Annotated in this window: 15 protein-coding genes and 1 pseudogene; 5 read left to right on the top strand and 11 right to left on the bottom strand. The window is 67.2% G+C overall.

Annotated features, from left to right (window positions below):
- Positions 1–78: 78 nt before the first annotated feature.
- Complete coding sequence (locus tag QZ607_RS14585) at positions 79–1,014, bottom strand: Gfo/Idh/MocA family oxidoreductase (protein ID WP_295884009.1); 936 nt, start codon at positions 1,012–1,014, stop codon at positions 79–81.
- Between the two features lie 219 nt (positions 1,015–1,233).
- Between QZ607_RS14585 and QZ607_RS14590 the strand changes: the two genes are divergently transcribed.
- Positions 1,234–1,440, top strand: a complete 207-nt coding sequence (locus QZ607_RS14590) for a hypothetical protein (protein ID WP_295883979.1) — start codon at positions 1,234–1,236, stop codon at positions 1,438–1,440.
- Between the two features lie 204 nt (positions 1,441–1,644).
- Here the strand turns inward: QZ607_RS14590 and QZ607_RS14595 are convergent, their stop codons facing one another.
- The 5 genes from QZ607_RS14595 to QZ607_RS14615 form a co-directional block, all read right to left on the bottom strand.
- A complete protein-coding gene (locus QZ607_RS14595; protein ID WP_295883981.1) occupies positions 1,645–1,833 on the bottom strand; it encodes a hypothetical protein in 189 nt (62 codons plus the stop codon).
- The gene (locus QZ607_RS14600) at positions 1,830–5,351 is read right to left on the bottom strand and encodes a mechanosensitive ion channel domain-containing protein (protein WP_295883984.1); all 3,522 of its coding nucleotides are present in this window, start codon (positions 5,349–5,351) and stop codon (positions 1,830–1,832) included. The genes QZ607_RS14595 and QZ607_RS14600 overlap by 4 nt, the downstream gene beginning before the upstream one ends.
- Positions 5,341–6,255, bottom strand: a complete 915-nt coding sequence (locus QZ607_RS14605; RefSeq protein ID WP_295883986.1) for a DUF481 domain-containing protein — start codon at positions 6,253–6,255, stop codon at positions 5,341–5,343. The genes QZ607_RS14600 and QZ607_RS14605 overlap by 11 nt, the downstream gene beginning before the upstream one ends.
- A 152-nt stretch (positions 6,256–6,407) precedes the next feature.
- Complete coding sequence (locus QZ607_RS14610) at positions 6,408–7,232, bottom strand: ABC transporter substrate-binding protein (RefSeq protein WP_295883987.1); 825 nt, start codon at positions 7,230–7,232, stop codon at positions 6,408–6,410.
- 38 nt (positions 7,233–7,270) lie between these two features.
- Positions 7,271–8,545, bottom strand: coding sequence for a cation:dicarboxylase symporter family transporter (locus tag QZ607_RS14615; RefSeq protein WP_295883989.1), 1,275 nt, complete (start codon positions 8,543–8,545; stop codon positions 7,271–7,273).
- A 472-nt stretch (positions 8,546–9,017) separates the two neighbouring features.
- Between QZ607_RS14615 and QZ607_RS14620 the strand changes: the two genes are divergently transcribed.
- Positions 9,018–9,251, top strand: a complete 234-nt coding sequence (locus QZ607_RS14620; RefSeq protein WP_295883991.1) for an antitoxin — start codon at positions 9,018–9,020, stop codon at positions 9,249–9,251.
- A 12-nt stretch (positions 9,252–9,263) separates the two neighbouring features.
- Positions 9,264–9,710 (top strand): type II toxin-antitoxin system VapC family toxin, encoded by a 447-nt coding sequence (locus QZ607_RS14625; protein WP_295883993.1) that lies wholly within the window; start codon positions 9,264–9,266, stop codon positions 9,708–9,710.
- A gap of 383 nt (positions 9,711–10,093) precedes the next feature.
- Here QZ607_RS14625 and QZ607_RS14630 read toward each other — a convergent pair whose 3' ends face one another.
- Together QZ607_RS14630 and QZ607_RS14635 are read right to left on the bottom strand one after the other, a co-directional pair.
- Positions 10,094–10,216, bottom strand: coding sequence for a type II toxin-antitoxin system HicA family toxin (locus QZ607_RS14630; RefSeq protein WP_295883995.1), 123 nt, complete (start codon positions 10,214–10,216; stop codon positions 10,094–10,096).
- Positions 10,217–10,290: 74 nt separating this feature from the next.
- Complete coding sequence (locus QZ607_RS14635; RefSeq protein ID WP_295883997.1) at positions 10,291–10,512, bottom strand: type II toxin-antitoxin system HicB family antitoxin; 222 nt, start codon at positions 10,510–10,512, stop codon at positions 10,291–10,293.
- Between the two features lie 99 nt (positions 10,513–10,611).
- On the opposite strand from QZ607_RS14635, the gene QZ607_RS14640 reads away from it, so the two are divergent.
- The gene (locus tag QZ607_RS14640; RefSeq protein WP_295884000.1) at positions 10,612–11,094 is read left to right on the top strand and encodes a hypothetical protein; all 483 of its coding nucleotides are present in this window, start codon (positions 10,612–10,614) and stop codon (positions 11,092–11,094) included.
- 55 nt (positions 11,095–11,149) lie between these two features.
- Positions 11,150–11,782, top strand: coding sequence for a Uma2 family endonuclease (locus QZ607_RS14645; RefSeq protein ID WP_367268197.1), 633 nt, complete (start codon positions 11,150–11,152; stop codon positions 11,780–11,782).
- A gap of 253 nt (positions 11,783–12,035) precedes the next feature.
- On the opposite strand, the gene hdhA is transcribed toward QZ607_RS14645, so the two are convergent.
- The 3 genes and pseudogenes from hdhA to QZ607_RS14660 form a co-directional block, all read right to left on the bottom strand.
- Positions 12,036–12,803, bottom strand: a complete 768-nt coding sequence (gene hdhA, locus QZ607_RS14650) for a 7-alpha-hydroxysteroid dehydrogenase (protein ID WP_295884002.1) — start codon at positions 12,801–12,803, stop codon at positions 12,036–12,038.
- 269 nt (positions 12,804–13,072) lie between these two features.
- Entirely contained in the window at positions 13,073–13,594 is a 522-nt protein-coding gene (locus tag QZ607_RS14655) for a helix-turn-helix domain-containing protein (protein ID WP_295884004.1), read from the bottom strand.
- Between the two features lie 467 nt (positions 13,595–14,061).
- A pseudogene (locus QZ607_RS14660) lies at positions 14,062–14,391 on the bottom strand (mechanosensitive ion channel domain-containing protein); the annotation flags it as partial.

A 14,391-nucleotide genomic window follows, 5' to 3' on the forward strand; every position in this document is an offset into this window, starting at 1 on the left:
GGCGCATACAAGCAAGCCCGGCTCGCCAGCCCGGCTGCCACAGCCTGAATGTGCGGGCCTGAATCTGCCGGCCTTGGATCAGCCGCCCATGCGCCGGTGCACCTCCAGCGCCACCTCCAGCGCCCGCAGGCCCACGGCCCCGTCCACCAACGGCCGTCCACCTAAGCGCACAGCGTCCACGAAGGCCGCGATCTCCGCATCCAGCGGCTTCACCGGCTCCACGGCGATGCGCTCGCGCACGATCTCGGGCCGCGCGCCGTCCGGCCGCGGCACCGGACGCGCGATGTCGAGCGTCTGTCCGACGAAGTCCAGCGACAGATAGCCGCCGGCCTGGAACACCCGGATGCGTCGCACGGTCTGCTCCGACACGCGGCTTGCAACGATGTTGGCGACGGCGCCGTCGGCGAACTGGAGCCGGGCATTGGCGATGTCCACGTGCTCGGTGAGCACGGGCGTGCCGACGGCGCGGATCTCCGTCAGCTCGCCGCCCACCAGGCCCAGGATGATGTCGATGTCGTGGATCATCAGGTCCGAGACCACGTCCACGTCCGTCGCCCGCTCCTTGAAGCCGCCCATGCGCTGGGCCTCGATGAAGCGCGGCCGGTGGATGCGCGCGGCGAGCGCCATGATGCCGGCGTTGAAGCGCTCCAGATGGCCGATCTGCAGGATGGCGCCGGCGGCCTCGGCACGGCGCACGATCTCCCGCCCCTGAGCCATGTCGGGCGCCACGGGCTTCTCCAGCAGCATGTGCACGCCGGCATCCAGATACGGCCCGGCCACATCCAGGTGCGCCGTGGTGGGCACCACGATGCTCACCGCGTCCACCTGCCCGAGCAGCGCCCTTGGGTCGGCATGGGCTGTACACCCGGCCTCGGCAGCGACGGCCTCCGCCCGCGCGCGGTCGGTGTCGGCGACACCCACCAGCTCGACGCCGTCGAGCCTTGAGTAGATCAGCGCGTGGAAGCGGCCGAGATAGCCGACTCCCACGACGCCGACGCGCACTGCACCTGCCAAGCCGATCACCCCCTGCTGCGCTGTGGTCGCAGACCATGATAACGGCTTTCGCGCACGGCATGCGCCGCCACGCCCGGCTGCGCGGCGCGATACCCGGCAGGGACAGCCGATGGCGGGGCTCCCCCACGCGCGGTCGCGGATGGGAGGATGCGGATTGGGCGGCAGGAGGGTATCGACGCCGCGCCTGCGCCCGCACCACCATCGAGGAGAGCAACAGCCATGGCAGAAATCATCACCGCGGTTTACGCCGCCGCAGACACCCTCCAGAACGTGCGCAACGACTTGGTCGCGGTCGGCATTCCGCAGGAGAAGATCCGCGTCAGCGAAGACAAGCGCCAAGTCCAGGTGATGGGCCCGGAGACGGCCGAGGCCGAGATCGAGGAGATCCTGAGACGGCACGAGCCCATCGAGCTGCACACCAACTGAACCCCTGCCGTCGACGCCGGCGCTGCCTCTCACCGGGAGCGCCGGCTTGCCCGCCGGCGGCGGGGCTCCATGCCGCGCTGCTGATGGCCGGGAGGAACAGCCCGGCGGTTCGCATCTGCTCGGCCCCTTGCGCCACACCGGCATCGGCCTTGCCGGATCGGGCCTTGCGCAGCTCGGAGGCGATGTTGGTATCCAGCAGGTACATCAGCCGAGCGCGGCCGCATGCGCGAGGTCGTTCAGCCGCGGCGGCTCGAAATCGATCCCGTGCTGGACTGCATCCTGTTCACGGACGACTTGATCGCCATCCTGGTGCCGGTGCACGCCTTGGGCGGCGCCGCCGGAAGGGCCGCGTGCCGGGCCAGAGCCGCGGCACGAGACAACCGTCCTGGTCATGTTGTGCTCGGGCCACCACTGGATTGCGGCCACCCTTCAGCGTCACTGGGCGTGCCCGCCGATTCACCCTGTGGACGCCGCAACTCCACCGCAAGCGGCCGGCTCGCATCCAGGTGCAGATCCCGCTGCGGGAAGGCGATGACGATGCCGGCCGCCGCGAACTTGCGGTTGACCGCCTTGTGCAGGTCGGTGATGGTCGCGATGCGGTAGTCGATGGAGCTGAGATATGCGCGCAGGATCAGCGTCAGGGAGTTGTCGCCGAAGCCCTCGAAGCTCAGGATCGGCGCCGGATCATCGAGGACATGCTCGTGCTCCTCGGCCGCCTCGCGCATGAGCGCCAGGGCCTTGTCGACGTCGCTGCCGTAGGCGACGCCGGCGATGATCACGACCCGGGTCATCTGGTCCGACAGGGACCAGTTGAGCAGGCGCCCGGTGACGAATTCCTTGTTCGGCACCAGCAGCTCCTTGCGGTCCCAGTTGCGAATGGTCGTCGCCCGGATCTGGATCTTGGTCACCACACCATCGGTGTCGCCGACAGTGACGATGTCCCCCACACGCACCGGCCGCTCGAACAGGATGATCAGGCCGCTGATGAAGTTGGCCACGATCTCCTGCAGGCCGAAGCCGATGCCCACACCGAGCGCCGCCACCAGCCATTGCAATTGCGACCACTGCACGCCGATGAGCGCGAAGACCACCAGCAGGCCGACGGTGATGATGGCGTAAGTGGTCAGTGTGGTGACCGTATAGCGGCCCCCCGCCGTGACGTCTGCGCTGCGCAGCAGGATCATCTCCAGCACGGCCGGAATCTGTTTCGCGAAGACGAAGGTTGCGATGCCAATGACCAATGCCAGGCCGAGATCGGCCAGGGTGGTCGGGTCGAGGCGTTCCTCGCCGTCGACCATGACGGTCTGTTGCCAGAGGCTCACGTTGTCCAGCACGCGCAGGGCGGGGATGACATCGGACCAGATAATCCACAGCCCCACAACGCCCGCCGTGACCAACGCGGTGGTGATCAGGCCGCCGGTGGTATCGCTCAGGGAGTCGAGATCGATCTGCGGCTCCTCCACCTCCGTCAGCCCGGCCGTGTCCTCGCCGTCGGCATGCCCGGCATCGCGTCGGCGGGCCTCGAGCGCCGCCTCGCGGCGTTCCATCGCCTTGTCGTAGGCGATGCGCCGGCGCGTGACCTTGACCCATCGCTGTGCCAGTGCCGTCAGCAGGATCAGCGCGACCACCATCCAGGTGCTCTGCACGAACCGACCGAGCAGTATTTTTGCCGTGTACAGGTAGCCCAGCACATCCAGCACCGCGAGTGCCAGGGGTGCGACGACCAGCAGCGGGTACCAAAACGAGTACAGCAACGGCAGCGTGCGCCCCTGCGCCCCTCTCGCCGCGTGGGCGAAGACACCGGACTTCGGGTGCAGCAGGCGGAAGAAGGCAAACGCCAGGGTGATGGCGAGGACCATGAAGGCGACGCGCCCCGCCGCCCAGCCGGCGTTCAGCGGATCGAGACGGACGATCACGAGCAGCACGCCCGCCGCGGGCAGATAGGTCCAGGACAGCCGGTCCAGCTCGCGCCGCAGCAGCCGGACGCTGGATTCGGGCCAGCGGAAGTGGGCAGCCGCCAGCCCGCGCGGGATGCACATCAGGCGCACGGCTCGCAGGAAATAGAACTGCATGGCGAGCGCGACGAGCGCCGCGCCCACGGCCATTGAGAAGTCGGTGGCCCGCGGCGACACCTGCAGCTGCCAGCCCACCACCGCCGCCACCAGGGGCCAGGCGGCGGCGGCGACGAGGGTGACCACGAGCACCTGCAGGCTGTAACCGAAGCGGTCGGTGGTGGGCTTGCCGAGCCGTTCGCTGGTGGCCTCGATGAACCGGATCAGGTGCTTGCGGCCCCACAGGAAGGCCGCGAGGACCAGACCGAGCAGCACGAAGACGGCCGAGTGGGTGACCTGGTGGACGAGGACGCCGGCCACCCCGGCCCAGCCGCTCGGCGAGACGATCCGCCAGACCTGATCCGGCAGGGCCCCGAGCGCGGCAAGCTCGGTGCGCGAGGCGCTGCGCACCCACAGCAGGTTCACGTCCAGCAGCTCGTCGAAGCGCCTGATGGTGGTCGACAGGCTCGATTGTGCGGCCTCCAGCTCCCCGAGCCTGCGCAGCAGCAAGTCCTCGGACTCGATGGCCTTGTCCAGCAAGGCCCGGCGCTCATCGACGAGATCGACGAGCCGTGCCCGCATGGATGCGGGCGCATCCTCCACACCCGCGTCGGCGAGCAGCATCTCGACATAGGCGTCCGTGTCCGCCAGCCGCTGCTGCTCGCGCCGATGGAGCACGCGCTTGACGCCGCTCTCACTCGCCTGTTCTTCGCGCGCCCGCGCTTCACGTCGGAAGGTGCGCAGGTCGGGCAGGGCCTGGCGCTGTTGCTGCAGCAGGTTGCCGAGCTCGCCGCTCAGGTTGGCGCCGCCGATGTCGATGACCTCGCGCGCGCTCTCGAAGTCGCCTTCCAGTTGTTGGCGCAACCGCTCGGTGGTCTCGGTCTGCTGCCGGATCTCGTCGAGCCGGGTGACGGTGTCGGCGATGTCGCTCGACAGTGCAGCATTCTGCTCGGCGAGCCGCACCACCAGGGGGTGCCGGCCCTCGGCCTCCAGGCGCGCCGCCTCCGCCGCGGCCTTGGCGCGCTCCGCATCCGCCTGCCGCCGCTGCGTAACGAGGCCCTCCAACAGCGCGAGTCGCCGGCCGATGGCCGCCGCGTCCTGGGCCGCCTTGTCGCGTTTCGCCTCCAGCAGCTCCAGGCGGGCCGGCTGGCTCAGCAGCTCCTGATTGAGCATCTCGATCTCAGCGGCCAGCGCTGCGGCCTGGGTCTCCAGCGCCCAGCGCCGCGCCTGCGCCTCTGCCGATGCCTCGCCGGAGGCATCGAGCAGCTGGCGTTGCGCCAGGTTCTCGGTCTGTTCCTGTTCGGCCGCCTGCAGGCGCTGGCGGATGGCGGCGGGCCGGGCGGTCGCCGCCTCGAGGCGCTGCGACAAGTCCGCCAGCCGCTTCTCGGTCAGGGCGAGGTCGCCCATGTCCTGTTGGATGAAGGTCTCGAGCTCGGCAAGCGGGGTCGCGTCATCCACCGCCAGGCCAGCCGGCAGAGGTCCGTCTGACCCGGCGGCGCGCGCCGCCGTCAGCTGCTCGCGAATCACCTGAGCCTCTGCCGGTGCTGTTTGCAGGGCCTCCCGAAAGGCTTGTGCTTCGGCTTTGTCCGCGGCGGCCGCTTCCAGGTTGCTCAGCGCGCGTTGATACAGGGACAGCAGGCGGCTCTTGGTCTCCTCCGGCAGATCGGCCGCCGCTTCGGTCTCGGCGATCTTTGCCTGGAGCGTCTGCGCCGTCACCGGCGGCGACTGGTCATCCGGCGCCTGCTGCGCGGCTGCGATTGGGGCGAGCAGCGCCAGCAGCCAGAGGCCGAGCGCGAGGAGGCGGCGCGGTTGCCGCGGCGTCGCCATCATGGCGTGGCGTCGCCCCGGGTCACCATTCATAACCGAGCTTCAGGCGCAACGTGGTATCCGTGGTCTCGGCCGCCAGGGCCGGATCGCTGTCGTAGTCGTACTCGAATTCGACGGCGCCGGTGAAGCCGCCGGCCAGCGGCACCCGCAGGCCCGTCCAGGACTGCCAGAGGTACTTGTCGTCGCCATCCAGGGCCGCATAGCCGAACTGGCGGTGGTACGGCTGCAGTCGGTCCTGCCAGACGAGCTGGTCGTAGCGCAGGAACAAGGCCGCGCCGGTGAAATTCTGGTCTGGGTGCCCGTAGAAGTCCTCCTGGAGCACCGCGGGGCCCACCTCGACGGCCAGGTTGAAGGCCTCGCTCTCGGCGAGCAGGTAACCGACGGCAGGACCACCAAGGGTCCGCAGGCGCAGGTCGGCGAAGCGCTCATGCTCCAGCGTGAACCAGGCGGCGCCATACCAGCGGGACGGAAAGACCCGACTGTACTGGTTGAAGGTCGCCCACTTGTCCGTGGTCTTCTCGCTGTTGTCGGTGTCGTATTCGAGCGCACCCAGGCCGCGGAAGCGATGCCAGCCGCGGCGGTATTCCAGCTGGTAGTCGAAGTCGATCTCGTCCTTGTCCGTGTTGCCGCGCTCGTGGCTGAGGGCGAAATTGACGCGGCCGCCGAGCTCGCTCCCTGGCGTGAACGGCGACCATGACGCGGGCTCGGCGGCGGCTGCCGTTTGGGATGACGTCGGGGCGCCGGCCGGCGAAGTTGTCGGCTCTGTCTTGCACACTGTCGTGACTGCCTGCGCACGCGCGTCCGAGCCGCCTGCGGCCGGCGGGGACGCGGCATCGGGCCGCGCTGTTGAGCCCAGGTCTCCGACGGCGGCGCCGCGGCGCAGGGAGCGCACCTGGCCGCGGTCGATGGCGATGATGCCGGCGTACGCCGTCTGCAACAGTATGCTGTCGCCATCGGCTTCGAGGATGGTCCCGGTCAGGCGATCACCCGTGGTCGTGATGATCTCATCACCGAGCGCAGCTTGAGCCCACGCCAAACTCAGTGGACAGAGCATCGAGGCCGCAAGGGCGGCTCCTGAAAGTCTCGACGTCACTCGGATTCCCGATTCTGATTCAAATAGCGTTGGACGATCTCGGCATCGTCCAGCATCCCGACGTGATCGGCAAGGTAGAGGTTGATCCAGCGCAGCAGATTGGGCGCATCGGGACGAATGGCGATGCGGATGTCGCTGGACTGGCGGATGTCCGGGTCCAATGCGACATAAATCGCCGTCGCCGGATTGCGGCGCATGTAGTAGTCGATTTGCAGGCCACCATGCATGGCGGCGAATGTCTCGCCGCTTCTCACCGCCGCCATCATCGCATCGAGGCTTTCGAACAACCGCAGCCGCGACGTCGGAAAATCGCGTTCCAGGTTGGTTTCATACACGCTGCCCGCGACAACGCCCATCTGGAGCTCCGTGGCCACCGGGTCTTCGGCGATAGCCCGTAACGTCTCGATGCCGTGATCGCGCTTGAGCTCCGCAAACTGGGCGCGGTTGTAGACCAGGCGGCCGCTCTGCTTGATGTAGGGGTGGGAGAAAAATACATAACGTGCTCGACGCGCCCCGCTCGACAGATAGGAAACGGCAATGTCCGCCTCCTTGCGGGCGACCACGTCGACGACGCCGTCGTAGGTGTCCGCGGTGCGCACGAAGACCGCCTCGACCCCCAGCTTTTTCGCGAGGTCGCGCGCCAGGTCGGGCTCCGAGCCCGCCGGGGCGCCGTTCGCGTCGGTCATGATCATGGGCGCGGCATCCCCGGCGCGCAGCGCAACGCGGATAACGCCGGCATCGAGGATGCGCTGGATGTCCGGGAAGACCGCGGGCTCGTCTGCCGCGGCCTGATGCATCGGCAGTGCCAGGCTGAACATCATGGCCAGCCCGGCGGCGATGCTGCGCAGCAGCTTCTTGCTCATGCCGCCTCCGACGGGCGGGCATCGTCCGCCAATGGAGGTTTCGCGGGCATCTCCTGCCCGCGTCTGGCCGTCATCACCGTCAGCGTGATGTTGGACTGCAGAGTGAGCGTCGTGCGCATCGGCCCGATGATGTTGTCCGTGGTGGCCAGCACCACCAGCGCCAGGGAGGTGGGGATGCCCACCGCGCCCAGAATCGGCGCCACCGTGGGGATCAGCACCGCCCCGCCGCCCACCGCCGTCGCGCCGGCGATGATGGAGCCGATGGCGATGACGGCGTAGTCCTGAAAGCCCAGATCGATGACATAGATCTGCGCCAGGAACACGGTCAGGAACGAGAGCAGGAACACCGCGCCGTGCTGGTTGGCGAAGATGCCGAAAGGAATGACCAGGTCCGGCACCCGCCGGTCGACGCCGTAGTCCTGCTCCAGCGTGTCCAGGGTCGCCGGCAGCGCGACGATCGGGTTGTTGGTCATGAACGCAAGCACGTTCGGGTTGCTGAGCTTGGACAGCGTCGCGACCACGGGGCCGCGCACCGCCAGCCAGAAGAGCAGCATGTAGGCCACCAGCAGGATCACGCCACCCACGTAGAAGGTGATCACGAACTTGGTCAGCGCCAGCAGCACCTCGGCGTCAATCTCGGCCACCACGCCGGAGATGAACATCAAAAGCCCCGGCGCCAGCAGCAGGATCGCCCAGCGGAACAGCTGCATGAAGGCGTCGTAGATGGACTTGAAGAAGCCGAGCGCAGGCTTGGCCGAATCGCCCTCGATGAGCCCGAGCGCCAGGCCCAGGCAGACACTCAGGAACACGATGCTCATGACCTGATTGGCGCTCAGCGCCTCGAACGGGTTGGTCGGGATGATCTGCGCCAGAAAGCCGAGGATGCCGCCGTCGGCCCGAGCCGCCGCCGGCGATTCGATGATCAGCGCCCCGATGCTCTTCTCCGCTTCAGGGCCGAGCCCGGTGCCGGGCGCGAGCAAAAGCGCCGTCGCGATGCCCACCACGCAGGGGAGGATCAGCCCGACGACGTACAGCCCGGCCATGGGCCGGAACAGCGGCCGGGTGTTGTCGTCGCGCAGCAGCCCGGCGATGCCGATGACGATCGCCGTGATCAGGATCGGCAGCAGACACATGGACAGGAAGGCGATGTAGAGGCTGCCGAAGGGGTACAGGGCGGCGCCCACGGGTTTGGCGAAAAGCCCGATGGCAAAGCCGCCGGCCACCGCCGCCAGCACCGCTTTTGGATCCGTCAAAACGCGTTTGACGTTCATGGTGGGTCGTACAGCTGGCGTGGGGTTGCGGCAGTGCTCGCACCGGCTGGGCCGGGCTGGGCCGGGCCGCCAGGCGCCTCGGCGGAAGCCGGGCGCAGGTGCCCGGTTCGTGCTGCGACTGCCTGTTTCGAGCTTCGGGGGCCATCGCCGGCTCGCGACGGCGGGCAACAGGCGAGCAGCACGCAAGACGATTTCGCCTATCGTCGTAGTGGTATGGGCGCTTGCCGGAAATCAAATCGGCAAGCGCCCAAAATGGGCGGTAATCGGAAAGCGGGCGGTTCGCAGCAAACGACCGTACAACGTGGGGCCAAGCCGAGCCCATCCACATCGCGATGGTCCTGTCAGAATGCTGCCGGCTGGTGAAGCGGAAGCATGACAAGTGCCGGTGAAGTCATCCAGCTCCGCGCATCGCCTCGCGTGCTGCGCCCTGTGCTAACCTATGCCATACCCTATGCTGATTCGGCCCGTACCCATGAGCGCACCACGCCGCGCTACCCTCTTCACCAATGGCAGCAACCAAGCGATTCGCATCCCGCGCGACTTCGAGCTGACCGGTAAGGAAGCACTGATCCGCAAGGACGGTGACCGCCTCATCATCGAGCCGGTACCGCCTCCCAGACTGCTCGCGGTGCTGGCGACCCTCGAGCCCATCGACGAAGCATTCCCGGACGTCCAGGATCCGGTGCCGGAGCCGGTCGAGCTCTAGCTTCTCCTCACCATGCCGAAGCTCGCGTATCTGCTCGACACGAACATCGTCTCCGGTCTCGTGTGCCGACCCGCGGGACGCCTCCGCGACTGCGTCGCCGCGTGCGGCGAGGAGCGGGTCTGCACCAGCATTATCGTCGCCGCCGAGCTGCGCTTCGGCGCGGCCAAAAAGGGCTCCGAGCGCTTGAGCGCCCAGCTGGAGACCGTGTTGTCAGCCTTGGAAATACTGCCTTTTGACCAACCCGCGGACCGGCACTACGGCGAGATCCGCCAAGCACTCGAGCGAGTGGGCACCCCGATCGGCGCCAATGACCTCCTCATCGCCGCCCATGCCTTGGCTAAGGGGTTGACTCTGGTGACCGCCAACGAGAGCGAGTTTCGCCGCGTGCCGGGATTATTTGTCGAGAACTGGTTGAGCCAGGGGAAGTCGACAAGCGAGTCCCCCGAGATACGGAAATAGCGTTGGGCGAGTTGACGCCTTGCCAATGCGGATGAGGGACTTCAGTGCCTCGTTTACCGCGTCATCGGTTGGAAACGCCTCCGTATCAAGATCGATGATCGTCGATACAGCGGCGCTGATCGCCATCCTACGCAAAGAACTGGGGTACCAGTCCTTCATCGAGATTTGTTAAAAGCCGAACCTGTACTGCTATCGGCAGCCACCCTGCTGGAATCCGGATGGTGGCAAAACGCGACAACGGCCGTGCCGAGTTGGCGGAGCTGCTGGTCACTCTCGATGCAGAGCTCATTGCGGTGGATCAGGCGCAATCTGACGTCGCCTGTGACCCCTCTCTTGGGCGGCAGCGGGTCGTTGGGCCGAACCTGTTGGTTGGACGAAGTGTCTTACTCGAGCTCTGCGCGACTAAGCCCGGATTGGCGGATTATCGACAACAAAGTTCCTGTCCGAATTTCTTTATGATCGGGAACCGGAAGCGTGATGGTGGTTTCAGCAAGCTGTTTTTGCATTACGCTGGCGCACTATTTTGAATCCGTGCGTTTCGAGGATTCCGCATATTTCCCTTCCCGAGAACACCTTCAGCTTAACCAACTGCCACCTCTAATTGAGTCACATAGACCTCTTTGTGCAATCTCGCGCCGATTTCCTGTTCTGACGCGGCTTCAAAAAAGAGCTCCAGCGCCTCTCTTAGATTACTTCTTGCCTCAGAAACTGAGTCTCCTTGGCTGGCCACATCTACTTCCGGGCACAAAGCAACATAGCCGTCGTCCTCCTTTTCTATGATCGCAGTTAACTGTCTATTCATGTGATGCCTCTCGGGAGTTGTTCTTTCTACGCGCAACATCAGTCACAGTCCGCGCCAAACGGGCAAAGCGGTCAGGCGCGATTTTGGTAAGCCTCGGGCATGCCGCGCCGCACAGGCATTCACATCGGCGGGTTGCCGCTGCACATCGTGCAGCGAGGGCACAATTGGGCAGCCTGCTGCTTCGGCGACCAAGACCGGCGCGCCGATCTCGGCTGCCTGCGCGAAGCGCTGACGCGCGAGCACTGTCGGCTGCACGGCTGCGGGCTGATGACGAATCATGTCCACCTGCTGCTGACGCCGGAACATGCCGCGCGCGGCGCGCAAGCGCTGGTCTCGGTCGACCCACGTTGCGTACAGTACATCAACCACACCTACGGGCGCACCGGCACTCTGCGGGACGCTCGCTGCAAGTCCTCGCTGGTGCAAGCCCAGGCCTCCCTGCTGGCCTGCCAGCCCTGCCAGCCCTTCATCGAGCTCAACCTCGAAAAACAGCGACCGCGGGGCCAGGTCATGCAATCACAGATCTGCGTGATTGCAAGACCTGACCCCCTTAGCCCCGTGACCCCCTTAGCCCTCGGTTGATTCCGCTCGACGCCGTGGCCGGCGAACTTGTCGGCCTCGCGCCGGTTGTCGATACTTGAGCCTGACCTCATCCACCGCGACCGGTGACATGCCTCTACCCCTGCGGGACCCCGACCCACACACCTACGGCGATTATCGCGGCTGGCCGGACGACGAGCGTTTCGAGCTCATCGACGGCGCGGCTTACGCCATGGCGCCCGCGCCCACCAGGCAGCATCAACGCTTGGTCGGGGAGCTTTTTCGCGTGATCGCCGATGCGCTCGAAGATGGCGATTGCGAGGTCAATGTCGCCCCGTTCGACGTGCGCTTGCCCGACGCCGACGAGGCCGACGACCGGATCGCCAGCGTGGTTCAGCCCGACATCAGCGTCGTCTGCGACCCGGGCAAGTTGGACGACAAGGGGTGTCGTGGCGCACCGGACTGGATCGTCGAGGTGTTGTCGCCGCGGACGGCGGGCCACGATCAGGTGCGCAAGCTCGCCCTCTACGAACGCCACCGCGTGCGCGAATACTGGCTGGTTCATCCGGTGGACCTTGTGGTGACCATCTACCGGTTGGAACGCGACGGCTACGGGCGCCCGACGGTGCAGGAGCTGACCGGTCAGTCGGTCTCTTCGGCGTGTCCCGCCGTCGAGGTGGACTGGGCCGCGGTCCTCGATGGCGTGCCGCCCGTTGCCGACGGTGCTTGACGATAGTCAGCCCGCGCTCGGTCGGCGCCGGTGTCTCAGCCGGTGCCGGGTTCGTGGTCGTCCGAGAGGACCGCGGGGGTCACGAGGACCGCGGGAGTCAGGTGTCCCACGTAACATCGTGGTGTGCGATGTGAGGGTTGAACACCCCTGCGGTGCGACGGAGCCCCCAGCACCCTGATCCCAACCATCCCACGGACGGGCCGCACAGCGAACCCTGCACAGGCCCGCGCCGGAGATGCAGACGCTGACGGCTTCAGTCCAGCTCCTGGATGCCGCCCCCGGAAACGGTGAGGATCTGCCCGCTGACCCAGGCCGCGGCGGGTGAGCAGAGGAAGAGCGCGGCGTTGGCCATGTCCGCGGGCTCGCCGAGGCGCTTGATGGGCGTACCCTGGAGCATTTTCGCCTCGATTTCCGGGGTCAGGACCGACTTTAGGGCATGGGTGCGGGTCGCGCCGGGGGCGATGGCGTTGACCCGGATCTTCTGCGGCCCGAGATCGAAGGCGATGTTGCGGGTCAGGTGGTTCTCGGCGGCCTTGGATGAGGCGTAGGAGGCCATGCGCCGGTTGGTGTTGGTGCCGGCCATGGAGGTGATGTTGAGGATGGCACCGCCGCCCGCCTGCGCCATGTGCGGCGCCGCGAGTTGGCAGAGCCGGAAAACGGAGAACAGGTTCAGCTCGAAGGCAAGGCGCATGTCCGCCATAGGCATGTCGAAGGGCTTCGGGCCGCCGCCGCCGGCGTTGTTGACGAGGATGGTCAGGCTGCCGAAGGCGTCCACGGCGCGGTCCACCGCGGCGGCGAGGTCCTGCTCTTGGGTGACATCGCAGGCGCTGCCGACGGCCTTGCCGCCGGCGCCGGTGATCAGGTCCGCGACCCGCCGCGCCGCCTCGTCGTCGCGGTCCGTCACTGCCACGCAGGCACCGGCGCCGGCGAAGGTCTCGGCGATGGCGCGGCCGATGCCGGCACCCGCGCCGGTGATCAGGGCGACGGCGCCGTCGAGTCGGAAGGCCTGGGGGTCGTACATGGTGTTACGGCTTTGGGTTGAGCTGTCGGTGAGGTGATTTGAGCCGAGGCGCGGCCGGGCGGCAACTGGGCAGGTGCCCAGATTGGGTGATGCGGCGTGGTGCGGTGGCGGGGTGGTCACGCTTTCTTGACGGGCGAGCCGTATAACCTTGTTACCGCAAGATCGGCGGATTCCACGGAAGGTTGCGTTCGGCTCCAGGGCCTGACACCGCGTGCCCGGCGTTGAGACGGGAACACGGCGGGCCGGCCGGAAGCCGACGCTCCCGGGACCTAGGACCCGGAGTCCTGCTCGGAAACGGCGGCTTTCCAGGCGCCGATGACGGCGAGCAGGTAGCGCATGGTCGCCTGGGTGGCGGGCTCGAGGTCACCCGCGGCTTTGGCGGTGGCGACGAGGTAGCCCTTGTCCTGCCGCGTGATCCAGCCGAGGCGCTCCAGATCCTGGAGCTTGCGGCGGACGGTCTCTCGCGGGATGCCGCTGTAGTCCGCGATGGACTGGAGGTTGATGGAAGGGGGCTCGTCAGCGCGCTCGCCATCCATGAAGCTGTGATAGCACATGCCGTCGGTGCGGCCGCGGGAGAGGGTGCGGGAGCCGATGACGGCGAGCACCAGCATCCGGTCCAGATCCCCGTCGAACTGCCGCCGCAGCGTCACCAGCAGCTCGCAGAAGGCGTCGTTGTGCACCGGCCAGATGCGGCCGAAGCTCGCGCGCAGGGTGTCTTCGTCGGGGGTCATGGCCGTTGTGCCCGCGTCGATGCCCCGGCTGGCGAGCCCGACGGGGGCGTTCAGCCGCAAGCGTTGCCTCTGGCGCTCAGTTTGGGCGCGCCGCGGCTTGTCGCAAGCCTCCGCTGCCCTGCGCTTCGCCGGACGGCATGACTGCGCGAGCCGGCCAGGGCCTTGGCTATCACGCCGAGGGCGTGGATCGCAGGCCGCATCGGCAGCCCATCCTGGCACGACCCCATCCGGGCCGGAAGCACCGGCCACGCAGGGCTCCGCCGCATGCGAACGGGCGCGTGATCAAGGCCGCAGCCAGTATCCCAGGGGCCGAAGAGTCGGGCTTCGAGTCACGCTTAGTGACGGTTCAGAAACTAGGGGAACACCGTGGGGCGGACCTTGATCAGACATTGGGCGCAGCGCATCCGCCATCGCGGCTTGCGGTGGATGCGCTGTGCTTATCCGCCCTACAGATCCTCCGTTTCAGTTGTTTTGAACTGTTCCTTAGTCAATCGGTCCCGGGCCTGGTCGTGCCGGCCCAGCCCCGCTTAGCCCCGCTCGCCCCCGCCCTCCTCGCCGGGCTCGTTGGCGCCATGGTCACCGCTGGCGTAGTCGGACACCTCGCGTCGGGGCTGGGTGTCGCCTCGGGTCAGCGCCGCGACGGCGTCCGTGCCCGTCGCCTTGCCGCTGTCCGTGACATGGAGGTGCATGTCCGTCTGCGGGAAGGGAATGGAGATGCCGTTGGCGTCGAAGGCCTCCTTCACGGCGCGGTGGAGGTCCCAGTAGACCGTCCAGTAATCGGCGGTCTTGGTCCAGGGGCGCACGATGAAGTTGACCGAGCTGTCGCCAAGCTCGCTGACGCGGATGTTCGTCGCCGG

Origin of the sequence: uncultured Thiohalocapsa sp., from assembly GCF_913063425.1 — a bacterium.
In the GTDB taxonomy this organism is placed as follows: domain Bacteria; phylum Pseudomonadota; class Gammaproteobacteria; order Chromatiales; family Chromatiaceae; genus Thiohalocapsa.